This is a genomic window from Peribacillus sp. NPDC097895 (genome assembly GCF_050277555.1).
In the GTDB taxonomy this organism is placed as follows: domain Bacteria; phylum Bacillota; class Bacilli; order Bacillales; family DSM-1321; genus Peribacillus.
Genome location: NZ_JBNNSH010000001.1, coordinates 1,591,726 through 1,615,669, shown reverse-complemented (window position 1 = coordinate 1,615,669; position 23,944 = coordinate 1,591,726). Strand labels below are relative to the sequence as shown.

Below are 23,944 nucleotides of genomic sequence, written 5' to 3'. Positions count from 1 at the left end.
TCTTATGGTTTCGATTACCCTGGTCCTTCCTTTTTTAAACAAACACTATTCAAAAAAGGTAAGAGCATAAATAACGCTCTTACCTAACTTTATTTCTCACCCTGCTACTCTTCCTTGCCTGCTGCCAAATTCTTATTCGCTTCAACATTCTCTTGATTGATGGAGGAAAATGGGAAATTGCGCTTTCCTGAGAAATTTTCAAGTAAGTCTTTGACATCAATGCCCGAAGATGCCTTTAATGATTCCTGTAATGTCGCCATTAAATTCGTTGCATACCCGGTCACTTTATTAGCCCCGCCATTCGCACCGCTTCCACCCGTGTCCACAACAGTAATTTTGTCGATATTACTAAGCGGGCTTGCCACTTGTTTAGCATACTCCGGCAGCATTTTCAAAATCATATCCATAACGGCTGCCTGACCAAACTGTTCAAAAGCTTCAGCGATCTTCTGCTTGGCTTCAGCCTCGGCTACCCCTTTTAACCGGATGATTTCCGCTTCAGTGGTACCTTGTGCTCTTTGTGCGTCCGCTTTAGCAAGACCATCCATTCGAACACGTTCCGCTTCTGCTTTCGCCATGGCTTCAATTTTATACTTATCGGCATCCGCTTCTGTAATTTGTTTCATCTTGTTAGCGGAGGCAGCTTGCTCTACCGCATAACGGTCGGCATCGGCCTTTTTCTTCACTTCTGAATCATATTGCTTTTCACGGCGAAGGATTTCTTTTTCCTCCAACTCGATTTGCTTCTGTCGTTCGATGATCCTGATTTGCATTTCCTGTTCCGTTACATCCTGCTTGGATCTGGCCGTTTCAAGATCATATGCTTGGTCAGCCCGGGCTTTGGCAATATCTTGCTCACGTCTGAACTCAGCTACCTTCAGTTTGTTTATTTTTTCGGCTTCGGCAATTTCTGTTGCCCTCTCAAGTTCGGCTCGCTGTGCTTCCTTCGATGCTTCGGCACGTTTGATTCGCGTTTCTTTCTCTGCTTCTGCGGTAGCTATATCTGCATCTCTCTTCACTTGTGCAATTCTTGGCTTACCTAGGGATTCAAGATATCCATTTTTGTCACGAACATCTTTTATTGTGAATGATACGATGATGAGCCCCATTTTAGCTAAATCCTGTGAGGCTACCCTCTGTACTTCCTGGGAAAACTTTTCGCGATTTTTATAAATTTCCTCTACTGTCATCGAACCAAGTATGGAACGAAGATGTCCTTCTAATACTTCACGGGCTTCCTGTTCTCGGTCATCTTTCGATTTGCCAAGAAATTGCTCCGCCGCTGTGGCAATATCCGTGATCGAACTGCCAATCTTGATAATTGACACGCCATCAGCCATGACTGGAACACCCTGTTCTGTATATACTTCGGGAGTTGAGACCTCAAGTTTGCTTGACAACAAGCTCAATGGTTCTGCTTGCTGGAACACCGGCAGAACGAATGCACCTCCACCACGAACGATCTTGATTTTATTTCCTGATTCGTCGATGTGTACATTTTTGCTTCCTAAGTAGCTTCCGGTCACAATCAATGCTTCATCAGGACCGGCCGTGCGATATTTCGTAATAAAGACAGCAATAAGTGCGATAAGTAAAAATGCCACAATGGCGACGACAACCCAAATCAAATTAAACATAAACTACCTCCTACTTTTTTTAATCCTGATGGGGCAATACGTAGACAACCCCATTTCTAACTTCGATGATCAAGACTTTTGTATCCGAAATAATTCCTTCATTTTTATAACTGGCCGCAGTTTTCGCGATGTTTCCACTGAGACTTTCAATCAGGACTTCCCCGAATCCGTCAACAGGGATAGATGTCAGGACCCTGCCAACCCTTCCTCTCAGGTCATTTTCATGAAATGTTAGACTTTCTTCCGCTGATGAGATGGGAATCAAAACAAATACATTCAATAAGGTGACGATGGAAAATGAAATAAGCAGTGAAATGCCAGCACTCCATCCACTATTCAGTCCTGTAAGTGATTCAAGCAAAAAACCACTTGCAAAAAATACGGTCAAAAAACTAAAAATGAGCGTTGGATTTAATATATCCGGTAATTCCAGGCCAGAAAATATATCATTAAACAAGATAAATAAGAAAGTTAGCCCTCCGAATATGATTAATCCATATAAATAGACTGTTTCAAATGGAACTCCAAATAAATCCATCTCTTTCATCCTTTAAATTTGATTTTTCTAAGCCGCATCCTTTTTACGACCTAGGCTAAGCGTTTTATCTTCCTAATGTAAAATCTATGTTCATAATCCCCTCCCATTTCTTTGCTTACCATTCATACGAATAACAGCATCAAGAAGTTTCATATTTTTCCAAGTTTGAAGATACGCTCCATTTTTTTGTTTTTTTACAACTCGATCATTTAACAAACTGCTTTATAAAATTCATAATATTATTGACAGTGTTTGCTTAACATATTAAAATTCATTATATGTTAACTCGTTCGATAATAGGTTTACAATAGGAGGAAGCACGATGAAGGAAAGTCATGAGAAGTTAAGAATGATGATGGTTACAGCCTTATTTGCAGCACTTATCGGAATACTTGCCCAAATTACAATTCCACTGCCCTTGGTACCCATTACAGGACAGACGCTAGCTGTAGGACTGGCTGCCACGATACTAGGTTCACGCTATGGAACTTCTTCCGTTTTATTATACTTGTTCATAGGGGCTGCAGGAGTACCCGTGTTCGCTGAAATGTCTGGCGGACTAGCCAAAATATTCGGGCCGACTGGTGGTTATTTATTATCCTATATCCCGACAGTATATATAACCGGCTTGATACTGGAAAAAACTCGTTTTTCAGTTGCTATGGCTTTTGTTGCCAATATTATCGGGATGATCCTCACCTTGATCATCGGTACGGTTTGGTTAAAATATATGAGCTCATTATCATGGACAGTAGCGTTTTCCAGTGGTTTTGCTCCATTTATTATTGTAGGCATTCTGAAGGCCTTCCTTGCATCATGGCTTGGTATCACAATCCGTTCAAGGTTAGCGTCGGCTAACATGCTGCCAAAAGAAAACCCAACAATTTCCCAATGAGAATCATTATTTGAATGAAAGAGAGGGTACCGCTTTTCGGTACCCTCTCTTTCATCTTGTTACTATTTACTGGTACCATAATTTTAAAAAAGACCACTTATACAAAAAAAAGACTCTTATAAAAAGAATCTTTTTTTACAAGTGTTTATTGCGGTCCTATCCCCATAAGTCCGAATATGAATAGCAATCGTATGTGAACCCCTTTGCTAACCGTACCTATTTTACTATAGTAACAGCTATTTGACAACTGTTGCGAATAAGCATTACCATTTTTTCACTTTAAGAAGAGGATAGTAACGGTTTTAGTTATTTATTATTCACTTTATATTCTTTTTTCGTATTATCATCGAAAACGACCTCTAAGTCGAATTCTTCATAGTCATCCTTTAAATCAAAAGCTTTTGTCACTTCTTGAATGACTTCTTCCTCTGTTGAATCCTTGGTGAATGTCAATTTTTCTAAAATGGGTGTCAATTCTGCCATTGCTTCATCACCTTGAACTTCATGTTTGTTTAGTTTGTCATCGATTGAAGCTTCTGTTTGAGCTCCCATTGTATCATATTCAGCTTCATATTCGTTATCATTGCCCGCATAATCAACTTCCAATTGAAAATCCTTGTAAGTGAAAGGCAGTTTTTCATTATTATCCGTCCCCGTTTCAGGATTTGTTTCCGCTTGATTTTCATTTTCCTGAACCGGAGGATTTTTCACTTCATCATTTTCTTCCCCGCATCCAACCAAAACAAGCATAGCGGCAAACGGGACTGTTAATATTTTGATGGATTTTCTCATTAGCACTTCCTCCTTTGTCTATATACCTTATCTATTTCCTAAAAGGGTTAATTTAAAACCTCAAGAATCCCTCAGGATTGATCACAGTGGAATGATATAAAGCAATACAGCAAAAAAGTGCGTAACAGACCCCCCAAGCACGAATACATGCCAAACGGCGTGATGGAACGGAAAACCGCGCCAAACATAAAAGATAGCCCCAAACGTATAAAGTAACCCGCCTGCAATCAGTAATTGTATACCAGCTGACGGCATCGTAGCTGAAAGCGGTCCCCATACGATAACGATCATCCACCCCATCGCAATATAGAGAATGGTTGAAAGGAATAGGAATTTTTTCACATAGAAAGCTTTGAAGACGACGCCAATGATTGCGACTGCCCAAATGATTCCAAGCAATGTCCAGCCGAGTGATCCTCGTATCACTAGCAGCATGATCGGTGTGTATGTTCCCGCAATGAAAATATATATGGCTGAATGATCAAAGATTTCAAATATATCCTTCGTTTTTCCCGGTGGAAAACTATGCACTAAAGTAGATGAGACATATAAAAGAAGCATCGAAACTCCATAAATGACTGAAATGACTACATGCCAAGGCGTTCCTTTCTGGACTGAGAAAATGATTAAAAATACAAGAGCGGCAATACTCAGCAAAGCACCGACACCGTGAGTTATCGCATTGACCACTTCTTCTTTTTTTGTATAAACATGCGTATTAGCCATATTACAGCTCCTTAATCAACGGATAAATATCTATTACTATACATCTCAATTATACATTAGTTCTTCAAAGCATTATAGAAAAGTAAAAATTAACTTGAAAACCACTGACTAGTTAGATTATCATCTAATTAGACAACGATCTAACTAGAGGAGGGATAAAAGTGCAATTAGAAAAATTGGTCGCTTTCCATAAAACGATAGGTGATGTGACTAGGATAAGGATTCTATCCATTCTTGCAAATGGTCCAAAACACGGCCAGGCACTTGCCGGAATATTAAAATTAACAGCTCCAACCATATCACACCATATAACGAAATTGAAGGACGTTAATTTAGTGACGGACCGTAGGGAAAAAAATACTGTATATTATTTTTTGAATGAAGATGTCCTGGAGCATTATTCTGCAGCATTACCTAATATGGTTTCAAATAAGGAGGATTCTAATAAAGTGGATAATCAAAAGCTGATTTTAGAGCATAAAAAGGTCCTTAATAATTTTTTTACAGCAGATGGTCGATTAAAAACCATCCCCGCCCAAAGAAAAAAGAAAATGATCGTTCTTTATCATATAGCCAGCTCATTGGAAAACGGGCGAAAGTATTCAGAAAAAGAATTGAATGAATTCATCCAGACCTTCCATGATGATTATGCAACAATAAGACGTGAACTCATTATCGGCAGCATCATGTACCGCGAAAACAGCATATATGAATTGAATCCCCGAGAAATGTGGGCTGATATCGTTTAATAAACCTTTTTATAGGTAAAAAACCGGCTCTCCCTTAACACGGGTGTGCCGGTTCTTCATTTAAGTTGATATAGCAAAATGGTGGCCGCCGATAATTTTGATTACCTCCAAATGTTTCATCCATTCACTGTCCGAAATACTCGGGTTCCAGAAATACAATGCATCATTTGTGTAACCATGAATTGCTAACGCTTCATTGACAGCCTTCTTGGCATCAGCTCCGGCAGGTTTGTTTATGCTGCCATCACCAACAGGCGAGAATTGATTTTTTTGATAGATTACTTCCCGGACCGTATCAGGGAATTCTTTGCTATCAAGGCGATTCAAAACTACTCCTGCTACCTCTACCTTTCCTCTGTATGGCTCCCCTTTTGCTTCTGCGTGCACAAGTCTTGCCAATAATTCTTTATCTTTTTCATTCATTACATGTGGAATAATCAATGTTTTACCAGGCTCGGCAACATTATTGACATTATGATTGACTTCTTTTAACTTTCCGATTGGTACTCCATACTGCTTCGCAATATCCCATATCGATTCACCTTGTTTGATGACATGTTCGGTTGCCCCATCAGAAGCTTTACTGGTCGTTCCTTTAGGAAAAACTATCCCAAGAACGATGACGCTTAGAGTTATTATCACGGGTATTAATATTGATAATTTCATCCTGTAACCTCCTCGTTAAGCATCTACCTAGGATAACAGACCCTTTTAGATAAAACAGTGCTAAATTTTTTCCAAGGAAAACAAGGAAAATAATTACATAGATCAGTTAACTTCGATATTTTAAAGATTCCCATTCTTCACGCAGTATTCCCATTCTGATTGAATCATAATAAAATCCATTAACATAACGGCATTTTCTCATTCTTCCCTCTACCTGCATTCCTATTTTTTCTCCAACAGCCATCATACGCTCATTACCTGACCAAGTCGTCAGTCCTACTCGTTCAATAATCATATGTTCAAACAAATAGCCTATAAACATCTTTAATGCCTCGGTTCCATAACCGCCATTCCAATACTTAGGATTAAAAATCGTTATGCCGATTTCAAGCCAACGTGATGGTTCATGTTCCCAATAATATACAACCGAACCGATTATTTGATTATTTTTCTCCATCAAAAGCTCGGAGTAAGCTCCCACCTTCTCATCATAGGCTCTATGCTTCGTTTCTTTATCGGTATACGTATTGAAATCAATGAGTTCAAGAGGGTAATAAGGGGCATCCCACTTTTTCCATTCTGGATTGACTTCTCCATATTTCAGGCTCCACAAACGTTTTAAATCGGCTTGTTTAACGTTCCTCAATATTACTCTGCTTCCTTCAATCCAAACATCATCCAATCCGTTTCCTCCCACTTCATCCTTTGTGAACCTACGATTTTACCGGTCGACACCTAATTTTATAAAATATTGTCTCTCTCTAGGGCCATCGAATTCACAAAAATACACCCCTTGCCATGTACCAAGGATTAAACTCCCTTTATGAATGACCACCTGTTGTGAAGAACCAACCGTACTTGATTTCAAGTGGGCTGCTGTATTTCCTTCCATATGTAAATCCAAAGTATGATTCCATGGGTATTGCTCATCCAATCGTCTAAGCATATCCTTTTTGACATCTGGATCTGCATTTTCATTAATCGTGATCCCAGCAGTTGTATGTGGGCAATAAATAAGAGCTATCCCCTCTTGAATCCCGCTTTCCGAGATGAATGCCTGTACTTCTGTCGTAACATCAATCATATCATCCCTTTTAGTCGTTTTTAAGATATTTTTCTTCAACATGTCCGTTCACTCCTTTTGTTCGTTTAGATATTCCTTTACCCATAAACATAAAAATTCATGCTTTAATAAACCAGTCGATATTAAGATTAGCAAAACTTATCGACTGTAATCAAAAGATTAAGCCACCCTTATTATTTTTTTGTTTTAATATTGGATTTATTAGCAATGAGGGGGTATTTTAAATCACAATTCCAATTAGCCTCTTCGACCGATTGAGGAAGTTTTTCTCGGAGATTATATTGTTAAAAGAGAAACCTGCAGCCTTAAAAGCTATGGGGGAATATGGTTTGAATACGGATTGATCAATTGAGGACTGCGCGAATAATCCCATCTAGCGCTTGTATATGTTGATTTCCCCTCCAGGCACTCCCTTTCCGCGGGCGGTCCGGGAGCCTCCTCGGCGCCTTTGCGCCTGCGGGGTCTCCCTTGGACGCGTATTCCCGCAGGAGTCTCGCACCTTCCGTTCCAATCAACTTTGTTTTAACATGTTAGATAGAACTCTTTTTGTTTACAGTCTTTTTTGTTTTAGGCTATGTTAATTTTTATTGTTGATTTACGATTAAAAAAACAGCTAATCGAATAAAATGAATTTTATCCTCTTGTGTACGTTGCCGATTTTTCATTAGTTCTCACCCAATTCTAACTCCTTTATGGTCGTGCCATCCGTGGTTAATCGGAACAGACCGAACATAACTGGATTAGCTTGCACCAATCCTTCACGCAATAAATCTTTAAGCAACTGATTTACACTGGATAGATTTCCCCATTCTTTCGGAAGACGGCCGGCAATTTGCATCGGTGTCTGCCAATCAGTGGTTAATGATAGCAACAAGCTTCGTTGTTTTGGGGTCAAGTCCATACTTTCTCCCTCCCTGTTTTTGGTCATCATTACAATATTGTACGTTCTTAATGACTGATAAGTTTCGTTAATCGGTAACAAACATCTATCTACAATGATTTTTCTTATAGATACATTATCACTTCAATATTGTGAAAACCCAATTAGACAAAGCTCGATGAAAAAAACAAAGAGATTAAAGAAAGTACAACTGATTCTAAAGAGTGGCTACTATGTGCAAGAGAGCAAAACCGTTTGACTATTCGTTTCATGCGGCAGCCGACAATAAGCATGATAGCCATTCTTAGAGCCTCTATCTATAACTGCTTCAAATCCAATAAAAAATCAAAAAGGTTTCGGAATGAGACCATTCCGAAACCTTTTTGTCTACAAACTGAAAGCGAATCCAATGTACTTGGACCCGCTTTCTTTCAGTGTTTTTTATATCTGTTTCTTTTTCCAGAACCCCAATAGTAAGGCGGTGATGAGGGATCCTATTAAAATGGCCAGCAAATAGAGAAATGGGTGATTGACAAGTGGGATAACAAATATTCCACCATGTGGTGCAGGGAGAGTCACGTTAAAAGCCATTGATAGTGCTCCCGCTGTCGCTGCACCGACAACACTGCTGATGATAACACGCAATGGATCCGCTGCCGCAAAAGGAATGGCTCCTTCTGTAATGAACGAAGCACCCATGAAGTAATTAGTGAATCCTGATTTTCTTTCCATTTCAGTGAATTTGCTTTTAAAGAATGTAGTGGCAAAGGCAATCCCTAGAGGAGGAACCATTCCACCAGCCATTACAGCAGCATGCGGTCCGAAACTTTGAGCTTCAATGGCCGCTAGCCCAAATGTAAAGGCAGCTTTGTTTAGGGGACCACCCATATCTACAGCCATCATCCCCCCAAGAATCAATCCAAGGAAGATTGCGTTCGTACCAGATAAACCTTGCAGCCAATTGGTCAAGCCCATGTTAATTGCGGTTACTGGTTCATTTATGAGAAATAGCATGATCAAACCTGTAATTAACATTCCGAAGACAGGATAAAGTAAAACTGGTTTAATGCCTTCGAGTGTATGTGGTAACTTGGAGAACAATTTCTTTAAAAGTAAGACGACATAACCTGCAAGGAAACCGGCTATTAGTCCACCAAGAAAACCGGCATTCGCTTGTGCTGCCAATAATCCCCCAACCATACCAGGAGCAAAACCTGGTCGATCGGCTATACTCGAAGCAATGAATCCGGCAAGGACAGGGACAAGTAAGAAGAAGGCACCACTCGTTCCACCCCCGATATCACTTAATGCTTTGGCAATGGGATTATAATCCGGATTAGCGGGATCGGCTGCCTCGATTCCAAAAAAGAAAGAAAGCGCAACCAAGATACCGCCTCCGACAACAAATGGAAGCATATTACTTACACCATTCATCAAGTGCTTGTATATCCCAAGCCCTCCTTTTGAAGAGTCACCTTCATCACTTTTATCATTTCCATTTCCATTATAAACAGGGGCATCTTGATTCAAAGCTCTTGTTAATAGCTCCTCGGTCTTCCGAATCCCATGGGCAACCGGAACAATGATGACATGTTTTCCATTAAAACGATCCATCTCCACCTGCTTATCCGCTGCAACGATAATTGCATCCGCCTCTTCAATTTCGGCAGATGTTAAACCATTCTTGATTCCTGTTGAACCATTTGTTTCTACTTTGAAATCAATTCCCATTTCTTTCGCTTTCGCCTTTAACGCATCAGCTGCCATATAAGTATGGGCAATTCCTGTTGGACAGGCTGTAACGGCAAGGATTTTTCCTTTTTTATTACTGCTATCACCGTTATTTGATTGCCTCTCTTCTCTTTCTTCTTCATCCGCTTCCAGTTCTTTTTGATTGATGATCTCTAACACTTCTTCACCAGAGGAAGCCGACATCAATTTGGCTCTGAATGTATCATCCATCAGAAGTGATGAAAGCCGGGAAAGGGTTTCCAAGTGATCCGCATTCGCACCTTCACTTGCTGCAATCATAAAGAACAGATGGGCTGGCTGGCCGTCCAGCGATTCATAATCCACTCCATTAACTGATTTACCGAAACAGATGGCAGGAATCCTTACAGCACTTGTTTTAGCGTGTGGAATGGCTATCCCTTCACCAATCCCTGTTGTGCTTTGTTCTTCACGTTTTAAGATAGCGGCTTTGAAAGCCTCCCCATCATTTAATCTGTCAGCCTTGGCTAACTGCCCTGATAGTTCATCAATGACAGCTTGCTTTGTAACACTTTGTAAATTGATTATGATTGTATCCAATTTTAATAGATCTGTAATCTTCATAGAGTCAGCCTCCTGTTAGTTGAACGATATCAATTTGCGGTAATAACTCTTCGATTTTATCCAAAGTACAAAGATCGGATGAGAAGGCTGTTGCGCTCCCTGCTGCAAGGCTGAATCGAAAAGCAGATAATATATCCTCAGTTTTTTCATATGTCCCTATGAAACCAGCCACCATGGAATCACCGGCGCCCACTGAGTTAATGACTTTTCCTTTTGGTACATTTGCCGAATATGACTCCCCCATTGAGCAAAGCACGGCACCCTGTCCTGCCATTGAAACAATGACATTCTGTGCTCCTGCTTCAACCAATTTAGTGCCATATTCGATAGCATCATCCACAGTTCTAATTTCAGTAGAAAAAAGGTCACCCAATTCATGATGGTTAGGCTTTATCAGAAATGGCCGATGTGGAAGGACATTCAATAATTCCTTACCACTTGTATCTACCACCACTTTAATGCCGTTATCTGAACAAGATTTAGCCATGGCTTCGTATACATCCGAAGGAACGCTTGAAGGGATGCTGCCTGACAAAATGAGAATATCATTATTTTGCAACTGTTCAATCTGGCTAAATAATTGTTGATAATTCCCTTTAGATATAACTGGCCCTTGGCTATTAATTTCGGTCTCCAACCCAGTTTTCAATTTAATGTTGATTCTTGTATCTCCCGCTATCTCTGTAAAGTCGGTGAAGATCTCTTCTTGTCTTAAAAATCTTTTTACAAATTCACCAGTTTGTCCCCCGATGAATCCTAAAGCTGTCGTATCATTTCCAAGTCTATTAAGCACTCGGGAAACATTTATCCCTTTCCCTCCTGGGAATTTGGCATCATAACTAGTTCGATTCACCTTGCCTATTTGAAAGCTTTCCACTTCGACCAGATAATCGATGGATGGGTTTAGTGTCACTGTATATATCATTAAATGGTCACGACCTTTACCTGAGGATTTTTATGAAGTTGAGCAATCGCCTCTTCATCATTGCAATCAGTAATGATGATGGCATCGCTTACATCTGCAACCTTTGCGAAAGTGGCATCATTCAGTTTTGAACTGTCAGCAAGCACATAGGTTTCATTAGAAAGGCGTAATGCCATTTTCTTCAGTAGAGCTTCTTCCGGGTCCGGAGTTGTAAAACCCAATTCTTGATGGATTCCGTTCATTCCCAAGAAACATTTATCAAAACGGTATTCATTTAAAAATTGTACAGCATTACTTCCAATAACTGCATTTGTCGAGAATTTTATCGTTCCACCAACTAAAACGGTCTTGATTTCCAATTCGATCAGTTTTGGAATATGCATAAGACCATTTGTCAGGACAGTTACATTCTTATCCTTTAAATAAGGAATCATTTCTGCAGTTGTAGTACCAGCATCAAGATATATACATTCATTTTTCTCAATGAATGTAGACGCTAGCTTTGCTATCCCTTGTTTTTCAGCAATTGCTTTATTTAGCTTTTCCATAGTAGTTGGTTCAAGGCCTTTTCTTTGAAGTAAAGAGGCCCCGCCATGCACACGTTTCAAGAGCTTCATTTCTTCTAGTTGCACTAAATCTCTACGTATGGTCGACTCCGAGGCTTGTAATTGATCTACAAGCTCCTGAAGCTTTATCGTTCCTTGTTCTTTAAGGATCGATAAGATGATCTGGTGCCTTTCAGTTGTCAGCAATCCGCCCACCTCACTTTAATATCATCATCATATATGAAAAAGTAACAATAATCAATCACAAACGTTTAAAAATATTCAAATTCATTCAAAATTTCTTTCAAAACCATTCATCCAGTCTCCCTATCTTTTATTTTCTATTAAAATACGCCTTTTTATTTACACAGAAAACCCCTCTGTCATTATGACAGAGGGGTTTTTACATATTATTTCATTAACCTTGAAGTAAAAGTTGCTCTGGATCTTCAAGCATATCTTTGATTGCTACTAAGAATCCAACTGCTTCTTTACCATCAACGATACGGTGATCGTAAGATAATGCAAGGTACATCATTGGTCTGTTTTCGATTTGATCTCCAACAGCGATTGGGCGTGTCTTAATTGTATGCATGCCCAAGATTCCAACTTGAGGGGCATTCAAGATTGGTGTAGATAATAGGGAACCGAAAGTCCCTCCGTTTGTAATGGTGAAAGTTCCACCAGATAAATCTGAAAGTCCTAGTTTATTGTTACGCGCTTTAACAGCTAAATCCGAAATGTTCTTTTCGATTTCAGCGAAGCTTTTGCGGTCAGCATCCCTTACAACCGGAACGACTAAACCTTCGTCAGTGGATACGGCTACACCAATATCATAAAAATTCTTTTTAAGGATATGGTCGCCTTTGATTTCTGCATTCAATAACGGATATTTCTTCAATGCGCCAATGACTGCTTTAGTGAAAAATGACATGAAACCAAGTTTAACATCATTTGCTTTCACGAAAGAATCTTTATGGCGGCTACGCAATTCCATGACTGCTGAAAGATCGACTTCGTTAAAAGTAGTAAGCATGGCTGCTTCGGATTGTACTTGAACTAGGCGCTTGGCAATGGTTTGACGACGGCGAGTCATTTTAACCACTTCAATACGATCATCATTCACTTCAACAGGAGCTGCTGCTTGTTTGGCTGCAGGAGCTTGTTTTGGAGCTGCAGCTGGTGCCGCAGGTGCATTACTTGCAGCTTCTACGTCTTGTACACGTACACGACCAAGTGGATCGGCTACAGGAACTTGAGTCAAGTCGATTCCTTTTTCACGTGCCAATTTCCTTGCAGCTGGTGAAGCAATAACTTGTTGAGTGGATGATGCTTCTTTCGTGTCTGCTTTAGGAGCCTCTTTAACAGGAGCTGGAGCTGGAGCTTCTTCCGCTTTAGCTGGCTCTGCTTTGGCTTCTTCAGCCTTAGGAGCTTCCGCTTTTGGAGCTGCTGCAGCTGATCCATTTTCATCAACGATAGCGATAGCTTGTCCAACTTGGACAGTATCGCCTTCTTCTGCTAAATGTTCCGAAAGTGTACCCGTATAATCTGAAATGATTTCTACGTTTACTTTATCCGTTTCCAGTTCAAGGACATATTCCCCTTTTTCAACGTGGTCACCGGGTTGTTTTAACCATTGCGCAATAGATCCTTCAGAAATTGATTCTGCTAATTCAGGTACTTTTACTTCAGCCATTTTATTTCTCCCCCTCATTATTGCGTGTTATTGCTTGAGTCATAATCCGTTGTTGTTCATTTTTATGGACAAGTGGATCTCCCTCAGCCGGGCTTGATCTGCGCTTCCTTCCTATATATGTTACTGAAAGGTTACCAGGAGCCGCTGCATTAAGGCGTGGTTCAACAAATGTCCAAGCCCCCATGTTTTTAGGTTCTTCTTGAGCCCAGAAGATTTCTTTAAGATTTGTATATTTTTTCAACGCTTCTTGAACGCCAGTGAACGGGAATGGATAGATTTCTTCGATACTGATGATTTGCAACCAATCCGTTTTTTGTTCAGCTGCCGCTTTTTCGCGAAGTTCAACCGCTAATTTACCTGATGCAAAAACAATGCGTTCAACCGATTTAGGTTTTTTGCCTAGTGCTTTTGTTTCTACGAATGACTCAAATGAGCCTTCACTGAATTCTTCAGCTGTAGAGGCCATCACTTGATTACGAAGCATGCTCTTAGGTGTCATGATGACAAGTGGACGTACTTGCTCTTGATCCAAAATCTTGGCTTGTCTTCTAAGGATATGGAAATATTGAGCTGCCGAACTTAAGTTAGCAACTGTCCAGTTGTTCTCAGCCGCCAATTGAAGGAAACGTTCTAGGCGTGCACTGGAATGCTCTGGTCCTTGTCCTTCATAACCATGCGGAAGCAGCATGACAAGACCTGATTTTTGTCCCCATTTTGCACGGCCTGCCGCGATAAATTGGTCAAAGATCACTTGTGCTGTATTTGCAAAGTCACCGAATTGGCCTTCCCATAGTACAAGTGTTTCAGGTGCGAATACATTATAACCATATTCATAAGCAAGAACTGCCGTTTCCGTAAGCGGGCTGTTATGAACAGCGAAAGAAGCTTTAGCAGTATCAAGTGTGTGAAGTGGTGAATATGTTTTTCCATTAACACTGTCATGTAACATGATATTACGTTGGGCAAATGTTCCACGTTCTGAATCTTGTCCTGTCAAACGGATTGGAGTACCGTCACTCAAGATGGATGCAAATGCAAGTGTTTCAGCATGAGCCCAATCAATTTTACCGTCAGCACCAAAGGAATCTAAACGACGTGATAAAATCTTTCCTAATTTTTTATTAGGGGTGAATCCTTCAGGCCACTTAACAAGTTCTTCGTTAATTGAAACCAGTTCTTGTTTCGAAACTGCCGTTTCAATGGCTGGAAGTCCTTTTTCAATAATGCCAGGAGGGTTACACTCTTTAGAAGCTTCCGGTTTATTTCCGGAAATTTTCGCATACGCATCTGCAAGTCTTGTATCCACTTGCTCAGCAACTGCTTTAACTTCATTTTCAGTGAACACGCCGGATTGAATGAGTTTTTTACCATAAAGCTCTTTAACGGTTGGGTGCTTATGGATTAATGCATACATTTCAGGTTGTGTCACCAACGGTTCATCCATTTCGTTATGGCCGAAACGTCTGTAACCGATCAGGTCGATCAAGAAATCTTTTTTGTATTTTTCGCGATATTGGTTCGCAAGGTTCACAGCGGCAATACATGCCTCTGGATCATCTGCGTTAACATGTACGATCGGCACTTCAAAGCCTTTTGCCAAATCACTAGCATATTTGGTTGAACGTGAATCTTCACTTTCCGTTGTAAAACCAATCATGTTATTGGCGATGATATGGATAGCTCCGCCAACCTGATAACCGCGTAAACGGCTTAAGTTAAACGTTTCCGGTACAATTCCTTCACCAGGGAATGCTGCATCACCATGAATTAGGATTGCAAGTGATTTGGAAATGTCTTGAACAGGGAATCCTTTTTCTGAACGGTCTTCTTGTGCCGCACGAGAATACCCTTCCACGATTGGACCGACTACTTCCAAGTGACTTGGGTTATTGGCAAGTGTAATTCTTGCTTTTTGTATATTTGCTTTAGTAATCTGTTTATCCAGACCTAAATGGTATTTAACATCACCAGTCCAACCGTTGTTAATGCCTGTTGAACCTTCGGAAGGAACCAAATCTTTATTAGGTGAATGTTGGAATTCAGAGAAAATGACCTCATAAGGCTTTCCAAGTACATGTGCAAGAACATTCAAACGTCCCCGATGAGCCATGGCAATATTCACATTACCCGTTCCATTTTGAACAGTTTGTGAAATCATTTCATCTAAAATCGGCACTAATGTATCCAGTCCTTCAATAGAGAAACGTTTTTGTCCTACATATGTGCGATGAAGGAACTTTTCAAAACCTTCGACTTCATTCAATCTCTTAAGTAATAGTTCCTTTTTATCTTTGGACACTTCCGGGAACATGCTTCCGGATTCGACCATATCTGTAAGCCATTGCTTTTCGTCCAAGTCATTAACATGGTGAAATTCAAAGGCTATCGTTTTTGTATAAAGTTGTTTTAGGTATTGTACGGCTTCGTATCCGTCTTTCACGTCTTCAGGTGATTCTGGACAAATTAAATCAGCCGGTATTTTTCTTAAATCATCTGCAGTCAAACCATATTTTTCAAAGTGAATTTCTTCAGTGTCCAGTGGTTCTTCTTTTAAAGGATAGATAGTTGCAGCAAGATGTCCGTATGCACGGATGTTTTCCGCTAACGTTACTGCAGACATAATTTTCTTCATTGGAAGAACTTCTCCAGATTGTACAGTTGGTGCACTTTCGATTGTTGTTTCAGCCGATACATCGAATGAAGGAGGACCTGATACTTCAAAGAAGTTTTTCAGTTCCGGATCTACTTCTTCCGGATTGGCTTGAAATAGATCGTACTGCTCCATGACATACCCAAGGTTTGGACCAGAAAAAGCTTTCCATGGGTCGTATGCCTTAGCATCCTTGATGGTCATTTTTGTAAACCCCCAAATTTCTCTCATAATTTTTTGCATTTCGTTTTATCCATCCCCAAATTTCTTTCTTCTAACTTTTCCCCAAATATATGTTTTTATAATTAATAACTTTGGTATTTGAATAATAAAATTTTAAAGGATAAAACGTTTTCAGATGTTATATTAACATGTTTTTGTCGAAATATCCAAAGGTTAAACCACTTTATGCAACCTTTTTGCAACTATATTTCTGTTTAATTCGTCATAATACGCTTTTAATTGACTTTTTTGCTCATTTAAGTCATTTTTCGCTAAAAAAAAGTTTTTGTATAATGATCAATTTCCTGTATTTTTAACTAGAATAAAAACTTTAAGTCACTCAAACTTCCAAGCTGTTAAACTCAGATTCCCATATTGAAAAGTCCTGTGCAGGAGAGCCGCTTTTTTGCTGTCATCTCCTGAGCCCATAGCGATGACCAATGGAATGAAATGTTCTTTGGAAGGTACAGCATCAGTACTAAAAGGAGCAATTTGTTCATAATTAAACAAAGATTCCAAATCCCAATTCATGATTTTATCTTCGACCCAGTTCTCAAAATTGATAGCCCAACCCTCAGCCACAAGCATATCCTTCTGTAAATGGGTGAAATTATGGACAATTCCACCACTTCCGATGATCAGGACATTACTTTCCTTTAATTCCCTCAAAGCTTTCCCGATTTCATACTGCTTGTCTAATGGAAGGTCAGGATTAATCGACAAAGATACGATCGGGATATCAGCTTTTGGATACATGATGTGTAAAAGCCCCCATGCTCCATGATCAAGGGGGCGCCTTTCATCAAGTTCGCCCCATACATCTATCTTGGACAACAAGGTCAATATTTGATCTGACAGCTCCAGGCATCCCGGAGCAGGATATGTTATCTGGAATATCTCTTCAGGAAAACCAACAAAATCATAAATGACTTCATGCTTTTTCACTGCCGAAATTAACTGCTCCTCACTTTCCCAATGCGCAGACAATATAACGATGGCAGCAGGTTTATTCATATCTTTCATATAATCCTTCAAAAAGGAAGTGTAGCTATTCTTTTCCAACGCTAATAGAGGTGTTCCATGTGATAAAAACAATGATGGCATCATAGAAACGATAAATCCTTTCGCAATGTAATCTCAATACCTTATACCTTAATTTACTATATATAATCAATGTGTTCATCAATTAAATTGTATTTTTGGAGTTGTCTCATCAATAGTATCAAAGTTATACCCTTCTTTTTTTAGGTATTCTATAATATCCGGCAATGCTTTCACTGTATTTTTCATACTATTGATATCATGCAATAAGATATTAACATGCTTTTGATCTTTCGTCCCTTTTTGTACGGAATTAATGATTTGTTGTTCACTTATTGATGGACTGATGCCATCTGTTGAATCGATGGTCCAATCAAAGTAAATATACCCTTTTTCCGATAATTGTTGAAGGATTCCATTTATGATGGGCTTGGTTGCAGCCTGATGCCGAAGATGATTATTCGAGCCGCCAGGAAGGCGTACAATACGGGTTTTTATCCCAAACTCTTTTTGCAGCATGGTTTCAAGCCTATTCAAATCTTGAAAGAAACTTTCAGTTGATCGATAAACGATGGAATAATCATGTGTATAGGAATGGAGGGCAATCACATGACCCCGGGAAATCATTTCCTGATAATATTCCTTTGCGTATGGTTCTTCATTACCTTTTACGAAAAATGTTGCCTTAACATGATAGCGGTCCAAAATATCTAATATATCCATGGTATTCAAAGATGGACCATCATCGAAAGTCAAATAAGCGAATTTCTGATCTTCTTTACTTTTTACGAGCGGTGTCATCTCTTCGGGAACCATTGCATGTACTTTAACGGCCTGCACATTGGTCATGGACAAAATGATAATGAAAGAACTCACCATGGAAAGAAATATTTTAAGCAGATCCTTCATAAATTGCATCCCCTTCCTTTTGACCATTAAGATGTACCAATCGAGGGGTTTCATGCGCAATAAGGCAGCGGTAAAAAATACCGCTGCCTTACCTTCGTGTTATCGATCGACATTGAAGTAGCGAGCTTCTGGATGAGCAAATACAATGGCTGAAACGGAAGCCTCAGGCTCCATCATGCATCCTTCAGTCAATTCCACGCCAATATCTTGAGGCTGTAACAAGCGGAATAACTTCTCCTGATCTTCCAGATTAGGACAAGCTGGATAACCAAATGAAAATCTTTGTCCCGTATACTTAGCTGCAAAACGCTCTTTCATAGACATTTCTATCGGATCGCTTATACCTAAATCATCACGCATTAATTGATGTATTCTTTCCGCGAATCCTTCAGCTGTTTCGAGAGCAAGTGATTGAAGGGCATGGTTTTTCAAGAAATCACCTTCAAGCTTTAGCTTTTCTGCCCATTTTCTGATCCCTTTTCCGGCAGTAACCAAGAAAAAGCCGACATAATCCATTTCACCTGAGGAGACCGGCTTGGCGAAGTCAGCTAAACAAAGGTGCGGACTCGTATCTTGCCGTGGGAAGTCAAATGTCTCCAAAACTTCCTTATGATTATCCGGGTTGTATACCAATAGCCTGTCTCCTTCACTTTGAGCAGGGAAAAATTGATAAACCGCTTGTAAGCCGTAGTCCGGTTCGTTCTTTAAGAATTCAATCAATTCATCAATAAGACTATTCAGCTGTACTGCTTTTTCATTCCCCTGTTTTAGTAATTCGGCAACTTTGCCTTTTAGCCCCAAATGATGCCCAATCAACATTTGCCGATTAATGTATGGCTGAATGACATCCAATGGATAGTTTTTCAGGACATGACGCTTGATATCACGTGGTATTTGGACAGGAACATTGCTTAGAGGAGCAGCAGTGGACTGCTTCCGCACTGGTTTTTCCAATGTGGCTGCAATAGCGGCATTAGCCTTCGATCTTTCTCTTTTCTCGACCAACTCCTCTAAATACACCACTTTTTTGTCCGTATCATGCAAAATATTGGTTACAGCCAAACCGTCCATCGCATCTTTGGCATATAAAACCGAGCCGCCATATTCTGGTGATATTTTAAAATCGGTGAATTTACGGGATAAAGCTGCCCCTCCCACTAAAATTGGGGTGTCTATTCCCGCTTGTTTTAAATCCTGTGCGGTTAAAACCATTTGCTGTGCTGATTTAACAAGTAAACCAGATAGGCCAATGATGGTTGGTTCATGTTTACGGACCTCTTCAATGATTTGTTGCGGTGCGACCTTGATTCCCAAATCAATGACTTCATAGCCATTATTGGATAGGATGATATCCACCAGGTTTTTGCCGATGTCATGTACGTCTCCCTTGACTGTCGCTAAAAGGATTTTTCCTTTCTTAGCACTATCTTCAGAGTTTTCCATGAGTGGCTCAAGGTGAGATACTGCCGCCTTCATTGCCTCTGCACTTTGAAGTACTTCTGCAACTATAAGTTGATTGTCATTAAATAACCGTCCCACTTCACTCATTCCATCCATCAATGGTCCATTGATGATTTCCAATGGGGTATCACCGCGCTCAATGGCCTTATTTAAATCCTCAATTAATCCTTCTTTCGTTCCTTCGATAATATAATTACCTAAACGTTCGTCCAATGGCAGAATGACACCATTGTCCTTCTTCTCCGCTTTTTTTCCACGATAAAACTCAGTAAAGATAGCTAAAGTTTCTGTAGATGTATCAAACAGGAGTGCTTCAGCCAATTTCACTTCCTCTTCAGGTATTAGAGCGAAACGTTCAAGTTTTTCTGTATTCACGATCGCATAATCGAGACCGGCTTTTGTACAATGGTAGAGGAAAACGGCATTTAGAATTTCCCTTCCCCTTGCTGGCAGACCGAAAGAAACATTCGAAATGCCAAGTATCGTTAAGCATTCCGGAAACTTTTCTTTGATAGCCTTAATTCCTTTCACTGTCTCTAACGCAGATCCGATATACTGTTCATCTCCCGTACCAACAGGAAAAACCAGTGGATCAAAAATGATGTCACTTTTGTTTATTCCATACTTATTAACAAGTAAGTCCACAGACCGTGTAGCCACTTCGATTTTCCGTTCGGCATCGACGGCCATCCCAATTTCGTCAATCGTCCCTACCACGACGGCAGCACCATATTGATGGACGAATGGTACAATTTTTTCAAAGCGTTCTTCACCATCTTCAAGGTTAATGGAATTTATGATGGATTTTCCTTGTGAATGTTTTAACGCTTGTTCAAGTACGGCTTCATCAGTAGTATCGATGACCAATGGGACTTTGACTTTTTTGACGACCTCTTCTACGAACTCCTTCATATCGCCAAGCTCATCCCCATCAGGATCAGCAAGGCAAATATCAATGACATGGGCGCCTTTTTTCACCTGGGCACGCGCTATTTCCGCAGCTGGCTCGTAATGCTTCCCACGAATTAGCTCTTTGAACTTTCGAGATCCGATAACATTCGTTCTCTCACCTACAAATAAAGGACGCATAGAATCATCATAAATGAGCGGCTCTATGCCTGATACGGCATGGCCATGGGCAGATTCCGTTATTGTACGGGGCTGGATGCCCTCAAGGACCCTGGATAGTTCCTTAATATGCTCAGGAGTCGTACCACAACATCCCCCAATGATATTGACCCAACCCTTTTCAGCAAATTGCTTCATTTTCTCTGCAAGGGAAGTCGGTGACTCATGATAGTGACCTTCTTCATCAGGGAGTCCTGCATTCGGATAACAACTGATGGCGCTGTTTGCTATATCTGCAAGCGTACGAATGTGGTCTATCATGAATTCCGGGCCTGTTGCACAATTCAGTCCGACTGCCACTGGTTTCATATGTTCAACAGATAAATAGAAAGCTTCTATCGATTGGCCAGCAAGTGTCGTGCCCATCGGTTCGATCGTACCTGATATGATGACAGGCACATCTTTTCCGGTTTTAGCAAAAGCTGCTTTGATTCCGGAAAAGGCAGCCTTGACATTTAGCATATCCTGACAGGTTTCCACCAATAGCAAGTCTACTCCGCCATCCAATAGGCCGAGTGCCTGTTCTTCATAAGACTCGGTTAAAATATCGAAAGTCGTTCCACCTGTTACGGAAAGCGTTTTTGTAGTGGGACCCATCGAGCCAGCTACATATCTCGGCCATTCATCATTTGAATACTTTTCACAAGCTTTAACGGCTAGCTCTGCTGAAATTTTATTAAGCTTGTAAGCAATCGTGCTTATTTGGTATTCGTCAAGTACGATGCTTGTGGCTCCGAAGGTATTTGTTTCAATGATATCAGCACCTGCTGCTAAATACTTTTCATGGATGGATTGAATGATTTCCGGTTGCGTCAATGATAGGTACTCATTGCAGCCCTCGAACTGTTCCCCGCCAAAATCCTCTGCTGTTAAATTCTCCGCCTGAAGCATTGTTCCCATGGCTCCATCAAGAAGAAGAATCTTAGAATCCAATTGCTCTTGAATCGCTTTTTTATTCATGTATTGCCACCCCTGATGTCTGTTTACTATCGACTTCTCTAATATATTTCGTAAGTTCCGCCGTCATTTCGTAGCGGAGGAAAGGTGTGATTAAATAAATGCCCTTGAATTTCTCTCTTGCTGCGTCCACTAGCTCTCTCGCGATATTTACGCCTTCAATTCTTGACTTTACTGGGTCATTCCCTGCTAAAGCCATAGCCCTTCTAACATTATCAGGCAATTTGATACCCGGGATTTCGTTATGGATGAATTCGGCATTTCGTGTGCTTGTCAAGGGCATGATTCCAACGAATATTGGTGTTTCTAAATGTTTTGTCGCTTCATATACTTCTTCGATCTGTTCAACTGAATAAATTGGCTGTGTCAAAAAGGATTGAGCTCCACAGGCAATCTTCTTTTCCATCCGCTGTACGGCTTTATCCAAATATTTCACATTGGGATTAAATGCTGCGGCAATTTTAAAATTTGACCGTTGCCCCAAACTTTGGCCGGAATAGGAGACACCTTCATTAAATTGTTTGACCATGCTTATCAAGTCAAACGACGATAAATCATAAACGGAAGTGGCACCAGGGAAGTCCCCTATTTTAGAGGGATCTCCGGTGATGATCAATAACTCGTTCAGCCCCACCGTCTGCAGGCCCATTAAATGTGACTGCAGGCCAATTAAATTCCGGTCACGGCATGTTATATGCACCATTGGCGTTATATTCAATTGATTCTTCAGTAAATTAGCAAGTGCATCATTCGATATCCTTGGTGAAGCAAGTGAATTATCCGCTAAAGTAATCGAATCGACCCCTGCATTTTTCAAAACTTCCGCACCAGTCATGAAACTTTCTATTCCCAACTTTTTCGGAGGATCAAGTTCTACAAGAATTGTTCTTTCCGTTTTGGCTTTTTCGTACAGAGGGAGTTCCAATTCCCTATCATTCACTTCAATTATTTCTATCTCACGGGATTTCGTAATTTTCTCTTTCACTGGGACCAGACTTTCAATCGCATTCTTTACAGCTTGAATGTGTAGAGGAGTCGTTCCACAGCACCCTCCTATGATCGTTGCTCCTTGCTCTCGAAGTTCCAGGGCACTTGAACCGAAATATTCCGGCACTGCTTTATAGACAAGTCTTCCATCCACATAATCCGGGAGACTGGCATTAGGATAAATGGCAATCGAGGCTTGCTTTGGCAAATTCACTTCTTCTAAGGCACGAATCATATGATGTGGACCGAGACGGCAATTCACTCCAACAACATCGGCACCCAATTGCTCCAGTCTTTGAAATGCTTCATTTAAATGGATTCCATTTTGTAGGTTACCCAGTTCATGCATTGAAACATTTGCGATGATTGGCAGTTCCGTTTCTTTTTTAACGATTTGCAGCACGGTTTCCAGTTCTTCCAGGTCATAAAATGTTTCAAGGAGAATTCCATCCGGATCTTCCATCAGCAGACTGTATAGCTGTTCACGAAAACCTCGCTTAATTTCTTCCATGCTTAAATCCGATTTCCGTATACTCCGCTGCGCCCCTATCGTACCGAAGACATATGCCTTGCCTTTTGCCGCTTTTCTAGCCAGGATGACTCCCTGGCGATTGATCCTGCTTACTTCATCTTCAAGTCCATGCCGTTTCAATTTGTTGAAATTGGCTCCATATGTATTCGATTGAAGGATATCTGCGCCTGCTTCTAAATAGGCGCGATGGATGGATTCTATTTGATGTGGATTCGTGCAATTTAATTCCTCATAACATTGATCGATACCATAAGAGTACAATAAGGTTCCAATTGCCCCTTCGCCAACTAACATTCTTTCTTTTAATTCTTTACGAAAATTCATCATTACACCCTCTCTCAAAAACAATCCTGTTTTTGTCGTTTTTTATGAGTATGAGAGAAAAGAAAAAAAACCTTCTCAAAGAAGAAGGTTTTTTGAAACATTCTCCTCATCTATCAAGCTCTGCTTGCTGGATTTAGCACCTTTGCCTAGGCTGGTTGCTGAGGTTTCTTCGGGCCAGTCCCTCCACCTCTCTCGATAAGATCCATTTATATAATTGTCACAAGATTTCAAAATTAATTTATATTTAATTTACATCAATAATCTGT

The 23,944-nt window shown here is 40.3% G+C and carries 19 protein-coding genes and 1 riboswitch; of the genes, 2 read left to right on the top strand and 17 right to left on the bottom strand.

Features of this window, described 5'->3' with window-relative positions; genetic code table 11:
* Positions 1–104 precede the first annotated feature (104 nt).
* A complete protein-coding gene (locus ACQKMH_RS07800; protein WP_427586838.1) occupies positions 105–1,637 on the bottom strand; it encodes an SPFH domain-containing protein in 1,533 nt (510 codons plus the stop codon).
* Between the two features lie 19 nt (positions 1,638–1,656).
* On the bottom strand, positions 1,657–2,175 hold the full coding sequence (locus tag ACQKMH_RS07795) for a hypothetical protein (protein ID WP_427586837.1): 519 nt from the start codon (positions 2,173–2,175) through the stop codon (positions 1,657–1,659).
* A gap of 322 nt (positions 2,176–2,497) precedes the next feature.
* On the opposite strand from ACQKMH_RS07795, the gene ACQKMH_RS07790 reads away from it, so the two are divergent.
* The gene (locus ACQKMH_RS07790; RefSeq protein WP_427586836.1) at positions 2,498–3,070 is read left to right on the top strand and encodes a biotin transporter BioY; all 573 of its coding nucleotides are present in this window, start codon (positions 2,498–2,500) and stop codon (positions 3,068–3,070) included.
* Between the two features lie 306 nt (positions 3,071–3,376).
* Here the strand turns inward: ACQKMH_RS07790 and ACQKMH_RS07785 are convergent, their stop codons facing one another.
* Both ACQKMH_RS07785 and trhA read right to left on the bottom strand, forming a co-directional pair.
* Positions 3,377–3,862, bottom strand: a complete 486-nt coding sequence (locus ACQKMH_RS07785) for a YusW family protein (RefSeq protein WP_427586835.1) — start codon at positions 3,860–3,862, stop codon at positions 3,377–3,379.
* An 81-nt stretch (positions 3,863–3,943) separates the two neighbouring features.
* The gene (gene trhA, locus ACQKMH_RS07780) at positions 3,944–4,588 is read right to left on the bottom strand and encodes a PAQR family membrane homeostasis protein TrhA (protein WP_427586833.1); all 645 of its coding nucleotides are present in this window, start codon (positions 4,586–4,588) and stop codon (positions 3,944–3,946) included.
* A 161-nt stretch (positions 4,589–4,749) separates the two neighbouring features.
* Between trhA and ACQKMH_RS07775 the strand changes: the two genes are divergently transcribed.
* Positions 4,750–5,337, top strand: coding sequence for a metalloregulator ArsR/SmtB family transcription factor (locus ACQKMH_RS07775; protein WP_427586832.1), 588 nt, complete (start codon positions 4,750–4,752; stop codon positions 5,335–5,337).
* Between the two features lie 60 nt (positions 5,338–5,397).
* Here ACQKMH_RS07775 and ACQKMH_RS07770 read toward each other — a convergent pair whose 3' ends face one another.
* The 13 genes from ACQKMH_RS07770 to ACQKMH_RS07710 form a co-directional block, all read right to left on the bottom strand.
* A complete protein-coding gene (locus ACQKMH_RS07770; protein ID WP_230155426.1) occupies positions 5,398–6,003 on the bottom strand; it encodes a cell wall hydrolase in 606 nt (201 codons plus the stop codon).
* Between the two features lie 106 nt (positions 6,004–6,109).
* Positions 6,110–6,685, bottom strand: coding sequence for a GNAT family N-acetyltransferase (locus ACQKMH_RS07765; protein WP_427586831.1), 576 nt, complete (start codon positions 6,683–6,685; stop codon positions 6,110–6,112).
* Positions 6,686–6,724: 39 nt separating this feature from the next.
* The gene (locus ACQKMH_RS07760; RefSeq protein ID WP_427586830.1) at positions 6,725–7,129 is read right to left on the bottom strand and encodes a secondary thiamine-phosphate synthase enzyme YjbQ; all 405 of its coding nucleotides are present in this window, start codon (positions 7,127–7,129) and stop codon (positions 6,725–6,727) included.
* A 622-nt stretch (positions 7,130–7,751) separates the two neighbouring features.
* Positions 7,752–7,988, bottom strand: coding sequence for a hypothetical protein (locus ACQKMH_RS07755; RefSeq protein WP_427586829.1), 237 nt, complete (start codon positions 7,986–7,988; stop codon positions 7,752–7,754).
* A 420-nt stretch (positions 7,989–8,408) separates the two neighbouring features.
* Positions 8,409–10,301, bottom strand: a complete 1,893-nt coding sequence (locus ACQKMH_RS07750; protein ID WP_427586828.1) for a PTS fructose transporter subunit IIABC — start codon at positions 10,299–10,301, stop codon at positions 8,409–8,411.
* Positions 10,302–10,305: 4 nt separating this feature from the next.
* Positions 10,306–11,226, bottom strand: a complete 921-nt coding sequence (pfkB, locus tag ACQKMH_RS07745) for a 1-phosphofructokinase (RefSeq protein WP_427586827.1) — start codon at positions 11,224–11,226, stop codon at positions 10,306–10,308.
* Entirely contained in the window at positions 11,226–11,978 is a 753-nt protein-coding gene (locus ACQKMH_RS07740; RefSeq protein WP_427586826.1) for a DeoR/GlpR family DNA-binding transcription regulator, read from the bottom strand. Before ACQKMH_RS07740 ends, pfkB begins: the two co-directional genes overlap by 1 nt.
* A 211-nt stretch (positions 11,979–12,189) precedes the next feature.
* Entirely contained in the window at positions 12,190–13,467 is a 1,278-nt protein-coding gene (odhB, locus tag ACQKMH_RS07735; RefSeq protein ID WP_427586825.1) for a 2-oxoglutarate dehydrogenase complex dihydrolipoyllysine-residue succinyltransferase, read from the bottom strand.
* A 1-nt stretch (position 13,468) separates the two neighbouring features.
* Positions 13,469–16,321, bottom strand: a complete 2,853-nt coding sequence (locus ACQKMH_RS07730) for a 2-oxoglutarate dehydrogenase E1 component (protein WP_427586824.1) — start codon at positions 16,319–16,321, stop codon at positions 13,469–13,471.
* Between the two features lie 354 nt (positions 16,322–16,675).
* A complete protein-coding gene (locus ACQKMH_RS07725) occupies positions 16,676–17,446 on the bottom strand; it encodes a dioxygenase family protein (RefSeq protein ID WP_427586823.1) in 771 nt (256 codons plus the stop codon).
* 75 nt (positions 17,447–17,521) lie between these two features.
* On the bottom strand, positions 17,522–18,289 hold the full coding sequence (locus tag ACQKMH_RS07720) for a polysaccharide deacetylase family protein (protein ID WP_427586822.1): 768 nt from the start codon (positions 18,287–18,289) through the stop codon (positions 17,522–17,524).
* A 99-nt stretch (positions 18,290–18,388) separates the two neighbouring features.
* A complete protein-coding gene (metH, locus tag ACQKMH_RS07715; RefSeq protein WP_427586821.1) occupies positions 18,389–21,838 on the bottom strand; it encodes a methionine synthase in 3,450 nt (1,149 codons plus the stop codon).
* Positions 21,831–23,678 (bottom strand): bifunctional homocysteine S-methyltransferase/methylenetetrahydrofolate reductase, encoded by a 1,848-nt coding sequence (locus ACQKMH_RS07710; protein ID WP_427587538.1) that lies wholly within the window; start codon positions 23,676–23,678, stop codon positions 21,831–21,833. Before ACQKMH_RS07710 ends, metH begins: the two co-directional genes overlap by 8 nt.
* A gap of 103 nt (positions 23,679–23,781) precedes the next feature.
* A riboswitch (SAM riboswitch) is annotated at positions 23,782–23,880 on the bottom strand.
* Positions 23,881–23,944 lie beyond the last annotated feature (64 nt).

Coding starts and splice junctions, on each gene's coding strand:
- ACQKMH_RS07800 (WP_427586838.1), bottom strand. CDS start 1,637: ATGTTTAATTTGATTTGGGTTGTCGTCGCCATTGTGGCATTTTTACTT.
- ACQKMH_RS07795 (WP_427586837.1), bottom strand. CDS start 2,175: ATGGATTTATTTGGAGTTCCATTTGAAACAGTCTATTTATATGGATTA.
- ACQKMH_RS07790 (WP_427586836.1), top strand. CDS start 2,498: ATGAAGGAAAGTCATGAGAAGTTAAGAATGATGATGGTTACAGCCTTA.
- ACQKMH_RS07785 (WP_427586835.1), bottom strand. CDS start 3,862: ATGAGAAAATCCATCAAAATATTAACAGTCCCGTTTGCCGCTATGCTT.
- trhA (WP_427586833.1), bottom strand. CDS start 4,588: ATGGCTAATACGCATGTTTATACAAAAAAAGAAGAAGTGGTCAATGCG.
- ACQKMH_RS07770 (WP_230155426.1), bottom strand. CDS start 6,003: ATGAAATTATCAATATTAATACCCGTGATAATAACTCTAAGCGTCATC.
- ACQKMH_RS07760 (WP_427586830.1), bottom strand. CDS start 7,129: ATGTTGAAGAAAAATATCTTAAAAACGACTAAAAGGGATGATATGATT.
- ACQKMH_RS07755 (WP_427586829.1), bottom strand. CDS start 7,988: ATGGACTTGACCCCAAAACAACGAAGCTTGTTGCTATCATTAACCACT.
- ACQKMH_RS07750 (WP_427586828.1), bottom strand. CDS start 10,301: ATGAAGATTACAGATCTATTAAAATTGGATACAATCATAATCAATTTA.
- pfkB (WP_427586827.1), bottom strand. CDS start 11,226: ATGATATATACAGTGACACTAAACCCATCCATCGATTATCTGGTCGAA.
- odhB (WP_427586825.1), bottom strand. CDS start 13,467: ATGGCTGAAGTAAAAGTACCTGAATTAGCAGAATCAATTTCTGAAGGA.
- ACQKMH_RS07730 (WP_427586824.1), bottom strand. CDS start 16,321: ATGACCATCAAGGATGCTAAGGCATACGACCCATGGAAAGCTTTTTCT.
- ACQKMH_RS07725 (WP_427586823.1), bottom strand. CDS start 17,446: ATGATGCCATCATTGTTTTTATCACATGGAACACCTCTATTAGCGTTG.
- ACQKMH_RS07720 (WP_427586822.1), bottom strand. CDS start 18,289: ATGAAGGATCTGCTTAAAATATTTCTTTCCATGGTGAGTTCTTTCATT.
- metH (WP_427586821.1), bottom strand. CDS start 21,838: ATGAATAAAAAAGCGATTCAAGAGCAATTGGATTCTAAGATTCTTCTT.
- ACQKMH_RS07710 (WP_427587538.1), bottom strand. CDS start 23,678: ATGAATTTTCGTAAAGAATTAAAAGAAAGAATGTTAGTTGGCGAAGGG.